This is a genomic window from Micromonospora sp. CA-244673 (genome assembly GCF_050948395.1).
Taxonomy (GTDB): domain Bacteria; phylum Actinomycetota; class Actinomycetes; order Mycobacteriales; family Micromonosporaceae; genus Micromonospora.
Genome location: NZ_CP192019.1, coordinates 4,049,633 through 4,067,842, shown reverse-complemented (window position 1 = coordinate 4,067,842; position 18,210 = coordinate 4,049,633). Strand labels below are relative to the sequence as shown.

General features: G+C 73.4%; 20 protein-coding genes. 7 read left to right on the top strand and 13 right to left on the bottom strand.

The window, feature by feature from the left end; translation table 11 throughout:
• Nucleotides 1-12: 12 nt before the first annotated feature.
• From ACQP12_RS19060 to ACQP12_RS19040, 5 genes are read right to left on the bottom strand one after another with little or no spacing between them, the layout of a single operon-like run.
• Nucleotides 13-1,251 carry a styrene monooxygenase/indole monooxygenase family protein gene (locus ACQP12_RS19060; RefSeq protein ID WP_433280648.1) on the bottom strand — a complete coding sequence of 413 codons (1,239 nt, stop codon included), beginning with the start codon at nucleotides 1,249-1,251 and terminating at the stop codon, nucleotides 13-15.
• Between the two features lie 18 nt (nucleotides 1,252-1,269).
• Nucleotides 1,270-1,875 (bottom strand): GTP-binding protein, encoded by a 606-nt coding sequence (locus tag ACQP12_RS19055; RefSeq protein ID WP_357950677.1) that lies wholly within the window; start codon nucleotides 1,873-1,875, stop codon nucleotides 1,270-1,272.
• Nucleotides 1,853-2,194: a DUF742 domain-containing protein gene (locus tag ACQP12_RS19050; RefSeq protein WP_357950674.1), complete on the bottom strand. Its 342-nt coding sequence runs from the start codon at nucleotides 2,192-2,194 to the stop codon at nucleotides 1,853-1,855. The genes ACQP12_RS19055 and ACQP12_RS19050 overlap by 23 nt, the downstream gene beginning before the upstream one ends.
• 19 nt (nucleotides 2,195-2,213) lie before the next feature.
• The gene (locus ACQP12_RS19045; protein ID WP_433280645.1) at nucleotides 2,214-2,663 is read right to left on the bottom strand and encodes a roadblock/LC7 domain-containing protein; all 450 of its coding nucleotides are present in this window, start codon (nucleotides 2,661-2,663) and stop codon (nucleotides 2,214-2,216) included.
• Complete coding sequence (locus ACQP12_RS19040; RefSeq protein WP_433280643.1) at nucleotides 2,663-3,805, bottom strand: sensor histidine kinase; 1,143 nt, start codon at nucleotides 3,803-3,805, stop codon at nucleotides 2,663-2,665. The genes ACQP12_RS19045 and ACQP12_RS19040 overlap by 1 nt, the downstream gene beginning before the upstream one ends.
• A 265-nt stretch (nucleotides 3,806-4,070) precedes the next feature.
• Between ACQP12_RS19040 and ACQP12_RS19035 the strand changes: the two genes are divergently transcribed.
• From ACQP12_RS19035 to ACQP12_RS19025, 3 genes are read left to right on the top strand one after another with little or no spacing between them, the layout of a single operon-like run.
• On the top strand, nucleotides 4,071-4,697 hold the full coding sequence (locus ACQP12_RS19035) for an SGNH/GDSL hydrolase family protein (RefSeq protein ID WP_357950664.1): 627 nt from the start codon (nucleotides 4,071-4,073) through the stop codon (nucleotides 4,695-4,697).
• 37 nt (nucleotides 4,698-4,734) lie between these two features.
• Entirely contained in the window at nucleotides 4,735-5,115 is a 381-nt protein-coding gene (locus ACQP12_RS19030) for a VOC family protein (protein WP_357950661.1), read from the top strand.
• Nucleotides 5,116-5,157: 42 nt separating this feature from the next.
• The gene (locus ACQP12_RS19025; protein ID WP_433280639.1) at nucleotides 5,158-5,442 is read left to right on the top strand and encodes a YegP family protein; all 285 of its coding nucleotides are present in this window, start codon (nucleotides 5,158-5,160) and stop codon (nucleotides 5,440-5,442) included.
• 12 nt (nucleotides 5,443-5,454) lie between these two features.
• Here ACQP12_RS19025 and ACQP12_RS19020 read toward each other — a convergent pair whose 3' ends face one another.
• Nucleotides 5,455-6,564, bottom strand: a complete 1,110-nt coding sequence (locus ACQP12_RS19020; protein ID WP_357950655.1) for a carboxylate-amine ligase — start codon at nucleotides 6,562-6,564, stop codon at nucleotides 5,455-5,457.
• A 185-nt stretch (nucleotides 6,565-6,749) separates the two neighbouring features.
• Nucleotides 6,750-7,070, bottom strand: a complete 321-nt coding sequence (locus ACQP12_RS19015; protein WP_357950653.1) for a hypothetical protein — start codon at nucleotides 7,068-7,070, stop codon at nucleotides 6,750-6,752.
• Between the two features lie 117 nt (nucleotides 7,071-7,187).
• On the opposite strand from ACQP12_RS19015, the gene ACQP12_RS19010 reads away from it, so the two are divergent.
• On the top strand, nucleotides 7,188-7,808 hold the full coding sequence (locus ACQP12_RS19010; RefSeq protein ID WP_357950650.1) for an L-threonylcarbamoyladenylate synthase: 621 nt from the start codon (nucleotides 7,188-7,190) through the stop codon (nucleotides 7,806-7,808).
• Nucleotides 7,809-7,884: 76 nt separating this feature from the next.
• Nucleotides 7,885-9,459, top strand: coding sequence for a Na+/H+ antiporter (locus tag ACQP12_RS19005; RefSeq protein ID WP_433280636.1), 1,575 nt, complete (start codon nucleotides 7,885-7,887; stop codon nucleotides 9,457-9,459).
• A 62-nt stretch (nucleotides 9,460-9,521) separates the two neighbouring features.
• Here ACQP12_RS19005 and ACQP12_RS19000 read toward each other — a convergent pair whose 3' ends face one another.
• Entirely contained in the window at nucleotides 9,522-10,940 is a 1,419-nt protein-coding gene (locus tag ACQP12_RS19000; RefSeq protein ID WP_357950645.1) for an endo-1,4-beta-xylanase, read from the bottom strand.
• A gap of 373 nt (nucleotides 10,941-11,313) precedes the next feature.
• Here ACQP12_RS19000 and ACQP12_RS18995 point away from each other — a divergent pair, with 373 nt between their 5' ends.
• Nucleotides 11,314-12,153 carry a S1 family peptidase gene (locus ACQP12_RS18995; protein ID WP_433280633.1) on the top strand — a complete coding sequence of 280 codons (840 nt, stop codon included), beginning with the start codon at nucleotides 11,314-11,316 and terminating at the stop codon, nucleotides 12,151-12,153.
• 49 nt (nucleotides 12,154-12,202) lie between these two features.
• On the opposite strand, the gene ACQP12_RS18990 is transcribed toward ACQP12_RS18995, so the two are convergent.
• The 3 genes from ACQP12_RS18990 to ACQP12_RS18980 form a co-directional block, all read right to left on the bottom strand.
• Entirely contained in the window at nucleotides 12,203-12,562 is a 360-nt protein-coding gene (locus ACQP12_RS18990; RefSeq protein ID WP_357950639.1) for a hypothetical protein, read from the bottom strand.
• Between the two features lie 99 nt (nucleotides 12,563-12,661).
• Nucleotides 12,662-13,837 carry a zinc-dependent alcohol dehydrogenase gene (locus ACQP12_RS18985; RefSeq protein WP_433280631.1) on the bottom strand — a complete coding sequence of 392 codons (1,176 nt, stop codon included), beginning with the start codon at nucleotides 13,835-13,837 and terminating at the stop codon, nucleotides 12,662-12,664.
• A gap of 10 nt (nucleotides 13,838-13,847) precedes the next feature.
• Nucleotides 13,848-14,828 carry an SRPBCC family protein gene (locus ACQP12_RS18980; protein ID WP_433280629.1) on the bottom strand — a complete coding sequence of 327 codons (981 nt, stop codon included), beginning with the start codon at nucleotides 14,826-14,828 and terminating at the stop codon, nucleotides 13,848-13,850.
• 211 nt (nucleotides 14,829-15,039) lie between these two features.
• Between ACQP12_RS18980 and ACQP12_RS18975 the strand changes: the two genes are divergently transcribed.
• Nucleotides 15,040-16,674 carry an MFS transporter gene (locus tag ACQP12_RS18975; RefSeq protein WP_433280627.1) on the top strand — a complete coding sequence of 545 codons (1,635 nt, stop codon included), beginning with the start codon at nucleotides 15,040-15,042 and terminating at the stop codon, nucleotides 16,672-16,674.
• A 15-nt stretch (nucleotides 16,675-16,689) separates the two neighbouring features.
• Here ACQP12_RS18975 and ACQP12_RS18970 read toward each other — a convergent pair whose 3' ends face one another.
• Nucleotides 16,690-17,022 carry a putative quinol monooxygenase gene (locus ACQP12_RS18970; protein WP_433280625.1) on the bottom strand — a complete coding sequence of 111 codons (333 nt, stop codon included), beginning with the start codon at nucleotides 17,020-17,022 and terminating at the stop codon, nucleotides 16,690-16,692.
• A gap of 46 nt (nucleotides 17,023-17,068) precedes the next feature.
• Nucleotides 17,069-18,064: a hypothetical protein gene (locus ACQP12_RS18965; RefSeq protein ID WP_433280623.1), complete on the bottom strand. Its 996-nt coding sequence runs from the start codon at nucleotides 18,062-18,064 to the stop codon at nucleotides 17,069-17,071.
• Nucleotides 18,065-18,210: the final 146 nt, after the last annotated feature.

The window sequence follows — 18,210 nt, the reverse complement described above, 5'->3', positions numbered from 1 at the left end:
GCCGGCGACCGGTCAGCCGGCGACCGAGCCCAGGTAGCGCTCGGCCGCCTCCGGGGTCAGGAACCAGTCGCGGAAGTCGTTCGGGTCGCCGAACCCGTTGGCGAACCGGCGGGCCACCACCGGGTTACCGGCGGCCGCTCCGAGGATCTGCTGCACGTGCGGCGGCAACGGTTGCAGCATGGCGTTCGTCCAGCCCGTGACGGCCTCCCCGGTCCCGGCCCAGAAACGCTCGAACGTCCGCGTCATCCAGTCCCGGTCGAAGGGCCGGTCGCCGTGCTCCAGGATCGCGCCGAGGTAGGCGTAGGCGCACTTGGCGGCCGTGTTGCTGCCCTGGCCGGTGATCGGGTCGTTGGCCACCACCACGTCGGCCATGCCCAGCACCAGCCCGCCCGAGGGCAGTTCCGCCACGGCGTGGCGCACCGTCGGGGTGTAGCGCCCGGACAGGGTGGCCCGCCCATCGGTCAGCTCCACCTCGGCGCACCGCTCGTAGATCCACGGCGTGTAGCGGCGAACCAGGTCGAGGGTGAGCTTCAGGTGCTCCGCCGGGTCGCGCCGCTCGGTCCACAGGTCCAGGGGCCCACCGGGCACCGCCTCCCAGAACAGGATCTCGCAGGGACCGGAGTGGGTCAGGGCGGGGATGACGAACAGCTCGCCGAGCCCGGGCACCGCGTTGAAGCTGACATGCGGCACGGGCAGCAGCGGGTCCGGGGTCATCCCGTGCACGTACGCCACGGCCAGGCCGCGCTGCGGCGCGTCGTACACCGAGCGGGCCGGGTCGCGGTCGAAGACGCCGACCAGGTCGCCCTTGCCGGCGGCCACCACGGTCAGGTCGTAGCGGCCGAGCCGGGCCAGGCCGTCCAGGTCGCTGGTCGTCACCGTCTGGTAGAGCACCGTCCCGCCGCGCTGCTCGAACAGTTCCAGCCAGTCGGCCATCTTGATCCGCTGGTCGGTGCTCTGCGCCGGCTCGTCGAGCGGGCACGCGATGCGCAGCGCCCGCTCGCCGGGCGGCGCGGACAGCGAGACGTGCAGCCCTTCGATCCGGGGCGCCCGGTCCTGCCACCGGTCGAGGCCGTACCGGCGTTCGGTGGCGAGCGCGGGGCCGAACATGGCCTGGGTGCTCATCACCCAGCCCCGGCGGATCTCGTCGGGCGTGCGGGCCGACATCACCGTGACGTCGTACCCCTCGGCCTGCAGGCTCAGGGCGAGCTGGAGCCCGGACTGTCCGGCCCCGACGATCAGGATTCTGCGCATGGTTCCTCCAGGGTTGAGCTACCGCGCCGCGAGCGCGCCCGCGGCGGGCCGGGGGGTGCGGGACATGGCGTGTTCGACGACCGTGAGCAGCGCCCGCGCCACCGACGACGGGTCGCGGGCATCACAGGCGGTCAGGGGTACGTGGGCCGGCAGCGCGAGCGCGGCGCGGACGTCGTCGAGCGGGTGCTGCAGCACCCCGTCGAACAGGTTCACGCAGACCACGAAGGGCACGTCGCTGTCCTGTTCGAAGTAGTTGACCGCCGGGAACGAGGCCGCCAGGTCGCGGGTGTCGGCGAGCACCAGCGCGCCGACGGCGCCCCGGCACAGGTCGTCCCACATGGGCCAGAACCGGGGCTGGCCCGGCGTGCCGAACAGGTAGAGCACCAGGTCGGGGCCGATGGTGAGCCGGCCGAAGTCCATGGCCACGGTCGTGGTCGTCTTGTCGATGCCGGGGTCGAGCCGGTCGACGGTCTCGCTGGCCGCCGTCATCCACGCCTCGGTGTTGACCGGCGGGATCTCCGAGATCGCCGCGACGCAGGTCGTCTTGCCGACCCCGAAACCGCCGGCGATGACGATCTTCGCCGAGGTCAGCAGCGGGCTGTCAGGCAAGTTTGCGGAGGCCATCGCGCAGTCTCTCCAGGAGGCGGAAGTCGACGTTGTCGTGGTCGCTGTGGACCAGCAGCCGGTCGGTGGCGGCCAGGTCGTCGACGACGACCCGGGTGACCCCCAGCGAGATCCCGCACACCGCGGAGAGTTCGGCCACCGAACGCGCCGCCCGGCGGGCGTTCTCGTACAGGGAGCGGGCCTCGGGCAGCAGCCCGGCGGCGAACACGGCGTCGTAGTAGGGCACCGACACCAGGGTGTGCACCAGCAGCGGTTGCCGGGTGCGGGTGCGGCCGGCGGTCAGCACGTACGGCCGGACCTTCCAGTACCTCATCGGCATGATCTCGTCCTCCGGCCGGTCAGCGGGCCTGGGCGGCCGTCATCCGGTGCAGCTCGTGCCGCACGGCCGGCGTGAGGGCATGCCACACGGCCTTCACGAACTGCGTCATCCGGTACGACACGACCCGCAGGTCGCAGCCGGGCGCGGCGGCCACCGCCAGGCCCGCGGACTCGCCCACCCGCATGAACAGCAGGTGCCCGCGGGGCAGCCGGACGGTCAGGTACTCGGCGGAGCCCAGCTCCAGCAGGGCGGCGCTGCGGTCGGCCATGCTGAGCAGGCCGGCGGTCAGCGCGGCGAGCTGGTCGCCCAGGTCGCGGCCGACGCCGTGCGAGGCGGCCAGCTGGAGGCCGTCCAGCGACACCAGCATCGCGTGGTTGACCCCGGGCACGTCCTCGACGAACTGCCGGATCAGCCAGGCGCAGTCGGGCAGCCCGTTGCTCGTGCCGCTTCCCGGGTACGCGTGGGTCATCACTGCCGTCCTTCAACGTCGGTGGGGGTGCGGGCGTCGCTGATGCCGGCCGCGAAGGCGGCCGTCTCGTCCGGCCACGCCTCGGGTGGGGAGCCCGCGCCGGGGTCGGCCGGGGGTCGGGGCGCCGGGGTCTGGTCCCGGACGCTCTCGGGCACCCGTCGGGGCAGCCCGGTGGTGGGCGGCGGGTCGCCGGCCGGCCCGTCGATGGTGGTGAGCCGGACGGTCGGCCCGTCCGCGCCGTCGCGGGGTGCGGCCATCGGCGTACTCCAGGGGTCGGTTCCGGGCCGGGCGGGTGGCCAGGCCGGCGCCGGCGCGGTCCCGGCCGGTTCCGGGGCGGGGATCTCGCACAGCAGCCCGGCGGGGACGGCGACGGTCGCGGTGGTCCCACCGGAGGGCCGGGTGGTGAGGGCGACCCGCAGCTGGTGGGCGACGGCCAGGTGGGCCACCACGGCGAGCCCGAGGTGGGCCGCGGGGTCGAGGGTGACGGGGGTGGCCGGCCGGCCGCTGAGCAGCGCGTTGAGCTGGGTGAGGTGGTCGGGGTGCAGGCCCACCCCGGCGTCCTCGACCCGCAGCAGGACGCCGCCGTCCTCGGTGACGAACGCCGACACGGTCACGGCCGCGGTGGGCGGGGAGAACCGGGTGGCGTTGTCGAGCAGTTCGGTGAGCACGCGGATCACGTCGTCGGCCGCGAACTCGACCACCGCCAGCTCGACGACGTGGCCCACCCGGATGCGCGGGTAGTGCTCGACCGCGGAGGCGGCGGCCCGGACGACGTCGACCAGGGGGACGGTCTGCGGGTCGGCGTCCTCGACCCGGCGGCCCAGCAGCACCTGGAGGTTCTCCGCGTGCCGCCGGATCCGGGTGTTCGCGTGGTCGATGCGGTAGAGCCGCTCCAGGCGTTCCGGGTCCTGCTCGTCGGCCTCCACGGCCTCCAGGTGACTGCCCATCTGGTACGCCGCGGCCAGGATCCGCAGGGCGAACTGGTCGCAGATGTTGGGCCACGGGCTGGGCCCGGGTTCCTCCCGCGGCGGCGGTTCGGGCGTCTCCGGCGGCGCGACGTCCCAGCGGGCGACGGTGGGATCCAGCCAACGGGCCGCGCGCTGCCGCCAGGTGGTCCGCCGCGTGATGTCCGTGCTTCTCACGAAAAAACCGGCCTGTCCGTGATCTTCGGCTCTGGCATGGTGCAGCAGTCAACCACCGGTTGTGCGCCGATTGCAACGTTGCAGGCCAACTTGGGGAGGTTGTCACACACCGTTCGCCGCGCTGCTACGGATGTGTGATCGGTCCCGGGCGGCGAAACGCAACAGCCGGACGGCGGATTTTTCCCGGCGGGTCGGCCGGCGCTCGGGCCGCGACCGGCGTACGGCATGATCATGGAAAATCCGAGGCGCGGAGGGGGACGGGCGGATGACGGTGGAGGTGCCGCGCGGCGGCCGGGTGCTCTTCATCGGCGACAGCATCACCGACGCCGGCCGGGACCGGTCCTGCGGCGACGACCTCGGCACCGGGTACGCCATGATGGCGTCCGCCTGGTTCACGGCCCGCCATCCCCGCCACGGGGCCACGTTCCTCAACCGCGGGATCAGCGGCGACCGCGTACGTGACCTGCGCGCCCGCTGGGAGCCCGACTGCCTGGCCCTCGCCCCGCAGGTGGTGTCGGTGCTGATCGGCATCAACGACACCTGGCGGCGTTACACCCGCGACGACCCGACCAGCGCCGCCGACTTCGCCCGGGACTACCGGCACGTGCTCGAGGCCACCCGGCCGCTGGGCGCCCGGCTGGTCCTCGTCGAGCCCTTCGTCGTTCCGCTGGACGACGCGCAGCACGCCTGGCGGGAGGACCTCGACCCGAAGGTCGCGGTGGTCCGCGAACTGGCCGCCGAGTTCGGGGCGACCCGGGTGGCGGTCGACGAGCTGTTCCAGGCCGCCGGCGTGGACGGCCGGGTGTGGACCCGCGACGGGGTGCACCCCACCCCGTTCGGCCATGCCCTGATCGCCCAGGCCTGGCTGCGCGCGGTCAGCCCCTCGGCCTGACCCTGCCATCGACGCCCGTCGTGGCTAAGCTCGGCGGATGCACCGCTCCCGGCTCTACGCCCTGATCCTCGACGCGCCCCGCGACGCCGCCGCGTCGGCGACCGGGTTCTGGTCCGCGGCGCTCGGCGCGCCGACCCGCACCGACCCGGCCGAACCCCAGTTCACCAACCTGGTCGACGTGGTGCCCGGGCTGGTCACCGCCGTGCAGTCGGTGGACGACGCGCCCCGCCACCACCTCGACATCGAGACCGACGACGTGGCCGCCGAGGTGGCACGGCTGGTCGGCCTCGGCGCCACCCCGGTCGCCCGCTGGCTCGACTGCCACGTGCTGCGCGCGCCGGGCGGCCACCTGCTCTGCGTGATCCCGGTGGCCAGCGACCCCGAGCTGTTCGCCGCGACGGCCACCCGCTGGGACTGACCCGCCGGGTGTCGCCGCCCGCCCGCCGGGTAAGCGCCGGGGATGAAGTTCCTCATCGCCGCCGCCGACACCGGCACCTACGGGTTCACCCTGCTGGACGACGACGGCCAGGCCATCGCCACCGGCCGGCAGTATCCCGACAAGGCCGCCGCGCTCGCCGTCGTCGCGGACATGATGCGGGAGATCGGCAGCGCCGAGATCGAGGAGCGCACCGAGCCGGCCGAGCCGGTCGCGCCGACCGGGCCGGGCGGGACGCCGCCCAGCCGGACGGTCCGCGGAGAACCCGACCTGGCCCGGATCGGACGGTCCGGCATCCCGCCCGTCTGACCGCCCGGGCGCTCAGGCGTCGAGGGTCCGGGCGGCCAGCTCGTCCAGGACCGCCCGGACGTCCCCGTCGGTGTCGGTGAGGATCCGCCGCTGCCGGGTCGCCCCGTTGCCGTCGCGGCGCAGCCGGTCGAGCTGGTGCGTCACCACATCCAGGTCCCCGTACGCGGTCAGCGCGGGCGTCACGGTGGCGACCAGGTCGTCGATCAGCTCCCAGGCCGGTCGGGAACCGCCCGCCCGCAGGTCGACCAGGTCCCCGTCCACGCCGTCGTGGGCGGCGCGCCAGTGCGCGGCGGCCACCAGGCAGTCCCGGATCCGCGGCGCGGGCCGGCCGGCCCGCACGTCCTCGGCCGTCGTGGCGACCAGTGCCCGCAGCAGGGCCGCGACCAGCACGGTGTCGTCCACCGTCGGGCAGACGTCCCCCACGCGGACCTCCACCGTGGGGTAGGCGACGGACGGTCGGGCGTACCAGTAGACCATCTGGGGGTCCAGCATGATGCCGGCGTCGACGAGCTCCCGCACCGTCCGGTCGTAGTCGGCGGCGGACTCGAAGTGCGGCGTCGGCCCGACGCTCGGCCAGCGGTCGAACTGGACCGCGCGCCAGCTCGCGTGCCCGGTGTCCCGCCCGTCGTACAGGGGAGAGTTGGCGGTGAGCGCCTGCACCACCGGCAGCCAGGGCCGCAGGTGGTTGCAGACCTGCACGGCCAGTTCCCGGTCCGGCACCCCGACGTGGACGTGACAGCCGCAGACCGCCGGGTCGTGCGCCACGGGCCCGAACCGGTGCGACATGGCGCGGTAGCGGTCCTTGTCCGGCACCGAGCGGTGCGGTTCGCACACCGGCGTCGCCGCGACCGCCACCAGCCGTGCCCCCGCCGCCGCGGCCGCCTCGGCCGCGGCCCGGCGGAGCATCACCAGGTGGTCCCGCAGCTCGGCCAGGTCCGTACAGATCGGCGTCACCATCTCGACCATGCTGTGCCGGAACTCCTGCCGGCTCTGCTCCCGGCTCGGGCCGGAGAGCGCGGCGAGCACCCGGTCGGCCACCGGCAGGCTCTGCCCGGTGACCGGATCCAGGAGGAGGTACTCCTCCTCCACACCAAGCGTGCGAACCGCCGGGACGGGCGCCACAGGCTCACCTCCGGTTGCGGCGGGCACACGGCGCGGCGGACGCGTGCCGGCATGCCGCGCGGGGCAGGTCGGCCACGGACGCACGGGATTGTGCGCCTGTCACCTCACCTCACGGTACGGTCGGTCCCCGGCAGCAGGTTGCCGTTTGACCTGATCACCGCCGCCGGCCCGCCGCGGCGCCGCGGTCAGGCGGCGGTGACGGCGAGCGGCTCCGCGTGGACGGCCCGCATCCCGCCGCCGGACCACCCGGTCGACGGGCCCTGGCCCGGCTCGGCGGTCGTGCCGGCGGCAGGTGGCACGGGGCGCGGCATCCGGGCGGCGCGCAGCCCCTCCTGCGCGCGCTCCCAGGCGGCGCACGGCCAGGCCGCGCCGACGCAGCTCGGGCTGGCGCAGACCCGGTCGTCGTCGGGCTGGTGCGCATCGGCGACCGCCGCGGACAGGCCCCACAGCAGCGGGTCGGTCACCTCGGCCGGACGATCGGCGCGGTCTGTACTGGCTTCGGACATGATCAGGTCCCCCCTCGTTGAGCCGCCCCTCTGTTTCCAGAACGCCCGCACGGCAAACCTGGTCACGCGATCTTCTTCGTTCGCACCCACCCGGTGGACAGGCATAGGCTGACCGGCGTGGCGAGGTATTACGACCTGCACCCCGACAATCCGCAGCCCCGGGTGCTCCGGCAGGTCGTGGACCTGCTGCGCGGCGACGGCCTGATCGCGTACCCGACGGACTCCTGCTACGCCCTCGGCTGTCAACTCGGCAACCGTGCCGGGGTCGAGCGGATCCGGGAGATCCGCCGGCTCGACGAGCGGCACCCCTTCACGCTGGTGTGCCGCGACTTCGCCCAGCTCGGCCAGTTCGTCAAGCTCAGCAACGCGGTCTTCCGGCAGGTCAAGGCCGCCATCCCGGGCAGTTACACGTTCATCCTGCCGGCCACCCCCGAGGTGCCCCGGCGCCTGCAGGACCCGCGGCGGCGGGCCGTCGGGGTCCGCGTACCGAAGCACACGGTGACCCAGGCGCTGCTGGCCGAACTCGGCGAGCCGCTGCTCTCCAGCACCCTGCTCCTCCCCGGCGAGGAGGAGCCGCTGACCCAGGGCTGGGAGATCAAGGAACGGCTCGACCACCTGGTCGACGCCGTGGTCGACGCGGGGGACTGCGGCCTGGAGCCGACCACCGTGGTCGACCTGTCCGGGCCGGAGCCGGAGATCCTGCGCCGCGGCGCCGGCGACCCGTCCCGCTTCGAGTAGCGATCGGCCGTTCCACCCCGCCGCGGTCCGGCCGTGCGGCACCGTGGGGTCCGGCGGACGGTGACGGGGGTACGGCGTGAGCGCACTGGTGCTGATCACGGTGCTCGGCGCCACCGTGCTCGTCGGCACCACCATCGGCGGCCGGTACAGCGTCGCCCCGCCCGTGCTGCTCATCGCCATGGGCGCGGGGCTCGGCCTGCTGCCGATGTTCGACAACGTGATCCTCGAACCCGAGGTGGTGCTGCTGCTCTTCCTCCCGGCGATCCTCTACCGGGAGAGCCTGGTCATCAGCCTCCGCGAGATCCGGGCCAACCTCCTGGTGATCTCCCTGCTCGCCGTCGCGCTGGTGATCCTCACGATGGTCGCCGTGGCGTACACCGCGCAGGCGCTCGGCGTCGAGCCGGCCGCCGCCTGGGTGCTCGGCGCGGTGCTGGCGCCCACCGACGCCGCCGCCGTGGCCGGCCTGGCCAAGCGGATGCCGCGCGGCATCCTCACCACGCTGCGCGCGGAGAGCCTCGTCAACGACGGCACGGCGCTGGTCCTCTTCGCCGTGGCCGTCGGGGTGATCGCCGGTGGGGCGGTGCCCAACGCGTTCGAGCTGAGCGGCCAGTTCGTCGGCAAGGCGCTCGGCGGGGTCCTCGCGGGCCTGCTCGTGGGTGCCGTGGTCGTCCTGATCCGCAAGCACGTCGACGACCCGATGCGCGAGGGCGGGCTCAGCATCCTCACTCCCTTCGTCGCCTTCCTGCTCGCCGACGCGGTGCACGCCAGCGGGGTGCTCGGGGTCGTGGTCGCCGGCCTGGTGCTCTCCTACGCGGGGCCCCGGGTGATCCGGGCCCGCTCCCGGATCACCGCGTACGCGTTCTGGGACCTCTCCACCTTCATGATCAACGGCAGCCTCTTCGTGCTGCTGGGCATGCAGGTGCCCCGGTCGCTGCGCAGCATCACCAGTCACTCGCCGCTGGAGTCGTTCGGCATCGCGGTGCTGATCGTCCTGGTCGTGGCCGCCACCCGCATGATCTGGGTGCAGCTGTCGGTGGGCGGGTTGCAGGGCCTGGACCGCCGGGAGTCCCGCCGCGCCCGCCGCTTCGACGTCCGGGTCCGCACCGCCGCCGGCTGGGCCGGGTTCCGGGGCGCGGTCTCGCTCGCCGCCGCGCTGGCCGTGCCGGTCACCGCGCACGACGGATCTCCGGTGCGCGAACGCGACCTGATCATTTTCGTCACCGTGGTGGTGATCGTGCTGATCATGCTGGTGCAGGGCACCACCCTGCCGGCCGTGGTCAGCTGGGCCGGCCTCATGGGAGATCGGGAGCGGGAGGACGAGGTGCGCTGGGCCCGGATCCGGGCCACCGAGGCCGCCCTGGACGCGCTCCCTGAGGTCGCCGCCGAACTGGGCGCCGACTCGGACACCGTGGACCGGCTCCGCGCCGACTACCAGGACCACCTGGACGACGTCCGGTCCCCACGCAGCGACCAGGTCGACGAGGAGCGCGAGATGACCCGGCGCCTGCGCCTCGGCGTGCTGGACCGCAAGCGGCAGGAGGTCACCCGGTTGCGCAACAGCAACCAGATCGACGACGCGGTGCTGCGGCAGCTCCAGGCGGCCATCGACATCGAGGAGATCCGGCTGCTCGGGCCGGAGCCGGAGGACTGACCACCGGCCACCGGGGCGGCGGTGGCCCGGCGCGGCCGCACCCGCGCCGGGCCCGGGATCGGTCAGCCCGCGGTGCAGGTGGGGGCGCCGGAGGGGGCGGTGCCCGTGCCCTGGAAACCGAACTCGGTGCTGCCGCCCGCGCCGACCTGGCCGTTGTAGGCGACGTTGCGGAAGGTCAGCGCGCCGCTGGTGCCGCTCGGCTGGGCGTTCCAGGTGTTGACCAGGCTCGCGCCGGCCGGCAGCGTCAGCCCGACGGCCCACCCGTTGAGCGGGGAGGCGCCGGCGGTGACCCGGACGGTGGTGACGAAGCCGCCCTGCCACTGGTTGGTGGTGAACGATGCGGTGCAGCCGTTGCCCGACGGCGGCGGCGTGGTCGGCGGGTTGCTGGTGGGCGGCGTGCTCGTCGGGGTGGTGGGCGGCGGGGTGCTGCCGCCCCCGTTCAGCGCGTCGAGCACCGCCGTGTACGCCGGCTTCTTGTTGCCGTTGCCGTCGAAGAGCAGCGGGGTGCCGCTGGCCCGCCAGGAGTCGCTGTCCCGGATGCCCCACACGGTGATGCCGGTGCAGCGGGACACGGCCAGGCAGTCCTTGACGACGTTGCCGTAGGTGGTGGCCTGGGTGCTGCCGGAGCCCTCGATGTCGAGCTCGGTGATCTGCACGTCCACGCCGAGGGCGGCGAAGTTCTGCAGGGTGGTGCGGTAGTTGCCGGGGTACGGCGAGCCGCTGTTGAAGTGCGACTGGAGGCCGACGCAGTCGATCGGCACGCCACGTGCCTTGAAGTCCTTGACCATGTTGTACACGGCCTGCGTCTTTTCCCAGGTCCAGTTGTCGGTGTTGTAGTCGTTGTAGCAGAGCTTGGCGGCCGGGTCGGCGGCGCGGGCGGTGCGGAAGGCCACCTCGATCCAGTCGTTGCCGGTGCGCTGGAGGTTGGAGTCGCGGCGGCCGCCACCGCCGTCGGCGAACGCCTCGTTCACCACGTCCCAGGCGTAGATCTTGCCCTTGTAGTGGGTGGCGACCTGGGTGATGTGGTTGACCATCGCCTGCCGCAGGGCGCTGCCGGACAGGTTCTGCGCCCAGCCCGGCTGCTGCGAGTGCCAGGCCAGCGCGTGGCCGCGGACCCGCATGCCGTTGGCCTGCGCGTGGCTGACGATCCGGTCGGCGTTGGTGTAGTTGAACTGGCCCTGGGACGGCTCGGTGGCGTCCCACTTCATCTCGTTCTCGGGGGTGACCATATTGAACTCGCGGTTCAGGATGCCGACGTACGTGGCGTCCGACAGCTTGTTCGCGGCCACCGCGGTGCCGAAGTAGCGGCCCTTCTCGGCGGCCGACGCCCCGAGGGTCGTACCGGCGCTGGCGCTGGTCGCCACCGCCACCGTCGTGGCGATCATCGCGACGCCGGCCAACATCGACACCACCGCGGTCCGGGGGCGCGACCGGGCTGCCGCGCTCATGCTCCCACTGCCGCGGGCGAGCACCTTGTCCATCTGAAAGCCTCTCCTAGCCGTATCGGTGTGGACAGCCGCTCCGACCACTGCCCGCCACGGTGCTCGGCTCGGTGCGCGGCCGCCCGGAGGCCGCGCGGGGTGGGGAGGGCTCTCCCCGCCACCGTGAGTTGATCGAAGCGAATCTCTGGAGCGAGACTACCGGAACCCTTCCGAAAACTTAACGCCTTCGATGGGCGGGGCAATGGTCGGTGGCGCGTGGCGGCAGGCGGGCGCGGGTGCCGCCCGACGGCCCGAAATTTCCGGAGCCCGGCGGCCTCCGGCGGGAGCGGCGGCCCGGACCGGAGGGTTGAACCGGCGCTGGTCGCGGCGGATGCTGGACATGCATCGACCGCTGACGATGGAGGTATCCCGTATGCGCCGATCGCTCGCCGTCCTCGCCCTGGCCGCGCTGCTCGCCGGCAGCCCGACCGCCGCCCGGGCCGGCGCCGCCCCGGACACCACGCCCACCGGGCTCGCCGCGGTGCGTACCGCCGGCACCGCCTGGGGGATCGACCCGGCCGGCGGCCGGCTGACGCTCACCGTCGACGACACCGTCACCGGCGCCGAGCTCGCCGCCCTGCGGCGCACCGCCGCCCGGGCCGGCGCGGTACTCCGGCACGAACCCGGCCGGCTGCGCACCCTGATCGCCGGCGGCCAGGCGATCTACGGTGGGGGAGGCCGCTGCTCGCTCGGCGCGAACGTCCGCAGCGGCAGCACCTGGTACCTCGTCACCGCGGGGCACTGCACCAACCTGGCCGGCACCTGGTACGCCGACAGCGCCCGCACCACCGTGCTCGGCAGCCGGACCGGCACCAGCTTCCCCGGCAACGACTACGGGGTGGTCCGCTACACCGGCACGATCGCCCACCCCAGCGCGGTGTACACCTATCCCGGCCAGGTCACCATCAACGGCGCCGGCAACGCGTACGTCGGCCAGGCGGTCTGCCGCAGCGGCGCCACCACCGGCGTGCGGTGCGGCTCGGTCACCGGCCTGAACCAGACCGTCAATTACGCCGAGGGCGCCGTGTCCGGGCTGATCCGCACCAACATCTGCGCGGAGCCCGGCGACAGCGGCGGCCCGCTCTACGTGGCGTCGACCGGCACGGTGATCGGGATCCTCTCCGGCGGCAGCGGCAACTGCTCCTCCGGGGGCACCAGCTACTACCAGCCGATCACGGAGGTCCTCGCCGCGTACGGCCTCACCATTCCCTGAGCGCGCCGGGCGGGGGATGCCGGGAGCGTCCCCCGCCCGGCCCGGCCGGTCAGCCCGCGCAGTTGTTGTTGCGCGCCGGCTGGGTGAGCTTCTCCTGCGTGCCGAACTTGGCGTACAGCCGCAGGTAGCACGGCAGCTCGACGTCGCCGTAGTAGCTGCCGACCTGGTTGTCGTAGTGCGTCGTGCCGCTCTCGGTGACCTGCCAGCCGCCGCCGTCGCCGGACTGGATCTCCCAGTAGACGTCGCCGGAGCAGCCCTCCAGGCCACGGGCCCAGGCGATGATGTTGGCCCCGTTGTAGATCTCGGACTGCACCAGGGTGCAGGCCGCCGCCTGCGCCGGTGCGGCGCCGACGACCAGTCCCGCCGTCAGCAACGCCCCCGCACCGACCGCCGACATGAGCTTGCGCATGGTCCGAACCCTCCAAGGTGGATAGTGGATCACTTCTTCGGAGGGTAACCGTTGACGCAAACAAGCTTCAATATTGAGCGCGATGATCGGCAGAAATTTTCAGGACTTGAGCACCACCTTCAGGCAGTCGTCCTGCTTGTTCTTGAAGATGTCGTAGCCGTGCGGCGCGTCGTCGAGGCGCATGGTGTGGGTGATGATGAAGCTCGGGTCGATCTCACCCTTGTAGATGCGCTCCAGCAGGGGGCGCATGTAGCGCTGCACGTGGGCCTGCCCGGAGCGCAGAGTCAGCGACCGGTTCATGAACGACCCCATCGGGAACTTGTCGATGAACCCGCCGTACGCCCCGATGGCCGAGACGGTGCCGCCGTTGCGGCAGGCCAGGATCGCCTCGCGCAGCGCGTGCGGCCGGTCGGTCTCCGCCTTCACCGCCTGCTTCGCCCGGTCGTACGCGTGCAACGCCGCCGAGGCGTGGTGCCCCTCCATGCCGACGGCGTCGATGCAGACGTCCGGCCCGCGGCCGGCGGTCATCTCGCGCAGCGTGTCCAGGACGTCGGTCTCCTCGTAGTTGATCGTCTCCGCGCCGGCCTTGTCCCGCGCGATCCGCAGCCGGTACGGGAACCGGTCGATGACGACCACCTGTTCGGCGCCGAGCAGGAAGGCGCTCACCGCGGCGAACTGGCCGACCGGTCCCGCGCCCCAGACCGCCACCACGTCCCCGGGCTTGACGTCGCCCATCTCGGCGGCCATGTAACCGGTGGGCAGCACGTCGGACAGGAACAGCACCTGCTCGTCCGGCAGGCCGTCCTCGATCTTGAGCGCCCCGACGTCGGCGTACGGCACCCGGACGTACTCGGCCTGCCCGCCCGCGTACCCGCCCATGAGGTGCGAGTAGCCGAAGATGCCGGCGGGGGCGTGGCCCATGGCGGTCTCGGCGATCGCCGCGTTCGGGTTGGAGTTCTCGCAGACCGAGTAGAGGCCGCGTTGGCACGAGGCGCAGTCCCCGCAGGCGATGGGGAAGCCGACGACCACCCGGTCGCCGACGCGCAGCCCGTCCCGCGCCCCGGAGCCTAGTTCGACGATCTCGCCCATGAACTCGTGGCCCAGCACGTCGCCGCGCTTCATGGCCGGGATGAATCCGTCGAGCAGGTGCAGGTCGGATCCGCAGATCGCGGCCGAGGTGACCTTGACGACCGCGTCACGCGGGTTGAGGATCTTCGGATCCGGTACCTCCTCGACGGCCACCCGGTTCGGCGCCATCCAGCAGTTGGCCTTCACGGTGCCTCCCTCACGCGATCCGGTAGCTCGCCAGCGGGCGCGCCGGCCGCTGCTTCGCCTGGTTCTGGACGCTCGTGCCGTCGGGCGTCCCGTCCGACCGGGTCAGCTCGCCGGTCTCGATGACCTGCTTGAACCGCCGCAGGTCGTCGCAGATCTGCTGCTGCGGGTTCTCGCCGAACGCCTTCGCGACCAGCGTGCCCACCCGGCGGCCGGGCACCGCGTACTCCAGCTCCACCCGCACCTCGGTGCCGTTGCCGCCCGCGGCCGGGGTGAACCGGACGATGCCGGAGTTGGGCACCCGGGAGCCGTCCACGGAGCGCCACCGGATGAACTCGTCGGGGCGCTCGTCGACGATCTCCGCCTCCCACTCGACGGTCCGGCCGCCCGGCGCCTTCGCCGACCAGCGGGAGCGTCGCGGGCCGGTGCTGGTCACCGACTGGAGGTGGTACATGAATCGCGGCAGGTTCTCGAAGTCGTGCCAGAAGCGGTACGCCTCCTCGCGCGTGCGGTTGACCGTCACGGAACCGTGCGCGAAGCCCTCCGGGCTGATCCGCCGGTTACGGATGGCGCGCACCGAGGCGTAGAGGTCGACGGCGGTGATCCCACCCAGGACGGCGAGGGTGAGACCGGCCCGCCGGCGCCGGTCGCCACACCGGTTGCGGTACGCCCGGCCGGTGGCGGCCAGGTCCAGCACGTCGCCCGCCACCCGGGTCCAGGTCCCCAGCCCCGCCCGCCGCGGCACCAGGAGCACCCCCGCGTGGCCGATCTCCCGGACCCCGGCGGCCCGCAACACCGTCCGGGCCGTGCGCGAGTCGTCCACGCCGGCTGCCCGGGCCACCCGTGACCCCGCCGCGAGCGCGGTCACGCCGAGGCCGAGGCTGAACCAGCCCAGGAAGCGGGCCAGTCCCTCCGACCGCTGGTCCTTGGTCGCCCGCTGGATCCCGAGATTGTCGGTCACCGAGCGGACCCCCATGGTCGTCTCTCGTGTCATACGTCGTCACCCCGTGTTCGAGAAGGTGTCGGTGACCGCTCCCGTGGAGTGGGAGGGCGGGCACCGACAGGCCGGCGTGCCTTTCCCGCTTATCCCGGCCCCACACCCGGACGGTCGGCCGGCGTGTGGAACCGCCGTCACCGGGAACCCGGCGGCGGCAGAGGAGCGCGGACTCGCGCGGGGCGGCGACACGGGGGAGAGGCATGGGACGGTGACCGCCACCACGGACGCCACCGCCGAGCAGTCGTTCTCGGCCTGGTCGCCGCTGCGCACCGCGGTCTACCGCAACCTGTGGTTCGCCCTGCTCGCGGCGAACATCGGCACCTGGATGCAGACGGTCGGCGCGCAGTGGCTGCTGGTGCACCAGGCCAACGCCTCCACGCTGGTCGCCCTGGTGCAGACCGCCAGCCTGCTGCCGATGCTGCTGCTCGCGCTGCCGTCGGGTGCGCTCGCGGACACCTTCGACCGCCGGCACCTGCTGATCTCCGTACAGCTGTTCCTGGTGGCGGTGGCCGTGGCGCTGACGCTGCTCACGGCGGCGGGGCACATGCCGCCGGCGCTGCTGCTCACCCTCACCTTCGCCTTCGGCGTCGGGCAGGCGCTGACCCTGCCGGCCTGGGCCTCGATCATCCCCGAGCTGGTGCCCCGCGAGCAGCTCCGGGCGGCCTCCGCGCTCGGGGCGATCAGCGTCAACGCGGCCCGCGCCGTCGGGCCGGCCGCCGCCGGCGTGCTGATCGCCCGGGTGGGCGTGGCCCCGGTCTTCGGACTCAACGCGGTGGCCTACCTGATCTTCGCGCTGGCGCTGTTCCGGTGGCGTTCCGGCAGCGCCCGGGCCGTCGAGGTGCCCGAGCGCTTCACCGCCGCGCTGCGCGCCGGCGGCCGCTACGTGCGGCACTCGCCGACGGTGCGCCGGCTCTTGCGCCGGGCGCTGGTGTTCATCATCCCCGCCAGCGCCCTGTGGGCGCTGCTGCCGCTGGTGGCGAGCCGGCGGCTGGGCCTGGGTTCCGGCGGGTACGGCCTGCTGCTGGCCGCCCTGGGGGTGGGCGCCATCCTCGGTGGGCTGCTGCTGTCGTGGACCCGCACCGCGATGAAGCCCAACCAGTTCCTGCTGCTGGCCGGGGCGGTGTACGGGGTGACGCTGATCCTGGTGGGGACGGTCCGGAGCGTCCCGGTGGTGCTGGTCGCCCTGCTGCCGGCCGGGCTGGCCTGGGTGACCGTGCTCTCCAACGTCAATGCCGAGGTCCAGCTCTTCCTCCCCGGCTGGGTACGCGCCCGCGGCCTGGCCGTCTACCAGGTGGTGCAGGGCGGCGGACAGGCCGTCGGGGCGCTGCTCTGGGGCGTGGTGGCCGACCTCGCCGGGCTGGTCGCCGCCTTCGCGGTGGCGGCCGCCCTCATGCTGATCGGTGCGGTGACGTCGCAGATCTGGCCGCTGCCCGACCTGCGCGGTCTGACCCGGGACCCGACCGCCTACCGACCGCCCCTGGCGCTCGCGCTCCAACCGGATCCCCGGGTCGGGCCGGTGCTGGTGACGGTCACCTACACGGTCCCGCCCGAGCGGGAGGCGGAGTTCCTCGGCGCGATGGACCACGTCCGCGGGTCGCGGCAGCGCACCGGGGCGATGCGGTGGGGGCTCTTCCGCGCCGGCGAGACGCCCGACCAGTTCAGCGAGGTCTACCTGGTGCCCTCCTGGGACGAGCACCTGCGCCAGCACGGCGGCCGGCTGACCGAGGCCGACCGGGAGGCGGAGGACCGGGCGCGGGAGCTGTCCGACGGCGCGCCCGTGGTGCGCCACCTGCTGCCGGCGGCCGTCGGCCGGGCGGAGGCGGCCGGCGAGCAGGTGTGCTGAGGGGTCGTCCCGGTGTCAGTCGCCGTCGGGGACGGCCATCTCGCCGAGCCGGGACCAGTCCTGCTGCGGCAGGGTCGTGTTGACGATCCGGGGCGTCTCGGCCAGGTGCGGCGGGAGGGTGCGCTGCGCCTCGCGGAAGTGCGCGGACCGCACGTGCGCGGCGCCCGCGTCGTCGTCGCGGAACGCCTCGACCAGCACGTACTCCGTCGGGTCGTCGAGGCTGCGGGACCAGTCGAACCAGAGGCAGCCGGGTTCGGCCCGGGTGGCCTCGGTGAAGTCCGCGGCGATCTGCGGCCAGCGGTCGGCGTCCTCGGGCCGGACCCGGAACTTCGCGGTAATGAAGATCATGCGCTTCAGGCTACCCAGGCCGGAGGCGGCTCGCCCCCGTCGCCGGTCAGCCCTTCGTGACCGGGGTGAGCAGCTCCGACGCCCGGCGGTCCGCGAACGCGGTCACCGCCTGCTGCCCGGCGCCGAAGACGATGGCGACGCCCAGCAGGGCGGCGGTGCTGTTCACCGTGGTCTCCACCAGACCGCCGATCACCAGCATGATCCCGACGACCGCGACGAGCGGGCCGATCGCCAGCTTCAGCAGGCCCTGCTGGAAGGGCAGCTTGTAGGGCAGGCCGCCGGAGCGCGAGGTGATCATCGAGGGCAGGGCGCTGATGAACGCCCCGAGCGCCCCGGCGATGAGCACGAAGACGAGCAGCCGCCAGGCCGGCACGCCGGCCGCGTCGGTCGGCGCCTTGAGCAGCTGCACGTCCCGGCTGCGCCACTGCACCAGCACCATCAGCGCCTCGGCGACCAGCGCGAAGACCGACAGCCCCAGCATCCGGTTGCGCAACCGGCGCACCGACTCGTGGAACTCGTCCGACACCGAGTGGTAGCGCAGCAGCAGCGCCTGCACCTTGGCCTGGAACAGTGCCGGCGCCGCGGCGTCGGTCGACGCGTCGAAGTCGGTGAGCACCTTCTCGTCGGCCTTGAGGAACTGCGCGGCCGCGCCCTGGTACGCCGGCAGCAGGCCGAGCAGCTCCGCCGGCGTCCGCAGCCCCACCATGGCGCGTTCCACCGAGTGGATGGTCTGCCAGGCGTACTCCAGGTGGCCGCCGCGCAGCCACTCGACCACCCCGCTGCGGCCGAGCACGGACTCCACCCCGGACAGCTGGGTGCGTAGCCCGGCGACCCGGTCCGGACTCGCGGCGCCGGCGGCCTCCAGGCCGCTCAGCTGCTGGTGCAGGTCGTCGAGCTTGGTGCGCACCCGGACCTGCCACACCGCGGTGGGCACGGTGGACCCGCCGCTCCCGCCGCTCCCGCCGCTTCCGCCGCTCCCGCCGCCGGGTGGCGGCGGCGGAAACTGCGGTGTGCTCTCGGGTTGGGTCTGCTCGTCGATCATGGTGGCTGCCCCCCAACCGGCACAGCGCGACCGCTGGCCTCTGCGTCCAGTATCCGCAGCTCAGCGGCGGTATGGCCAGGGCGGTTCGGGTAGTTGACAGCTCCCGGGCCGGGGCGGCTCGCGATCCGACGGTCCACGGTGGCGGA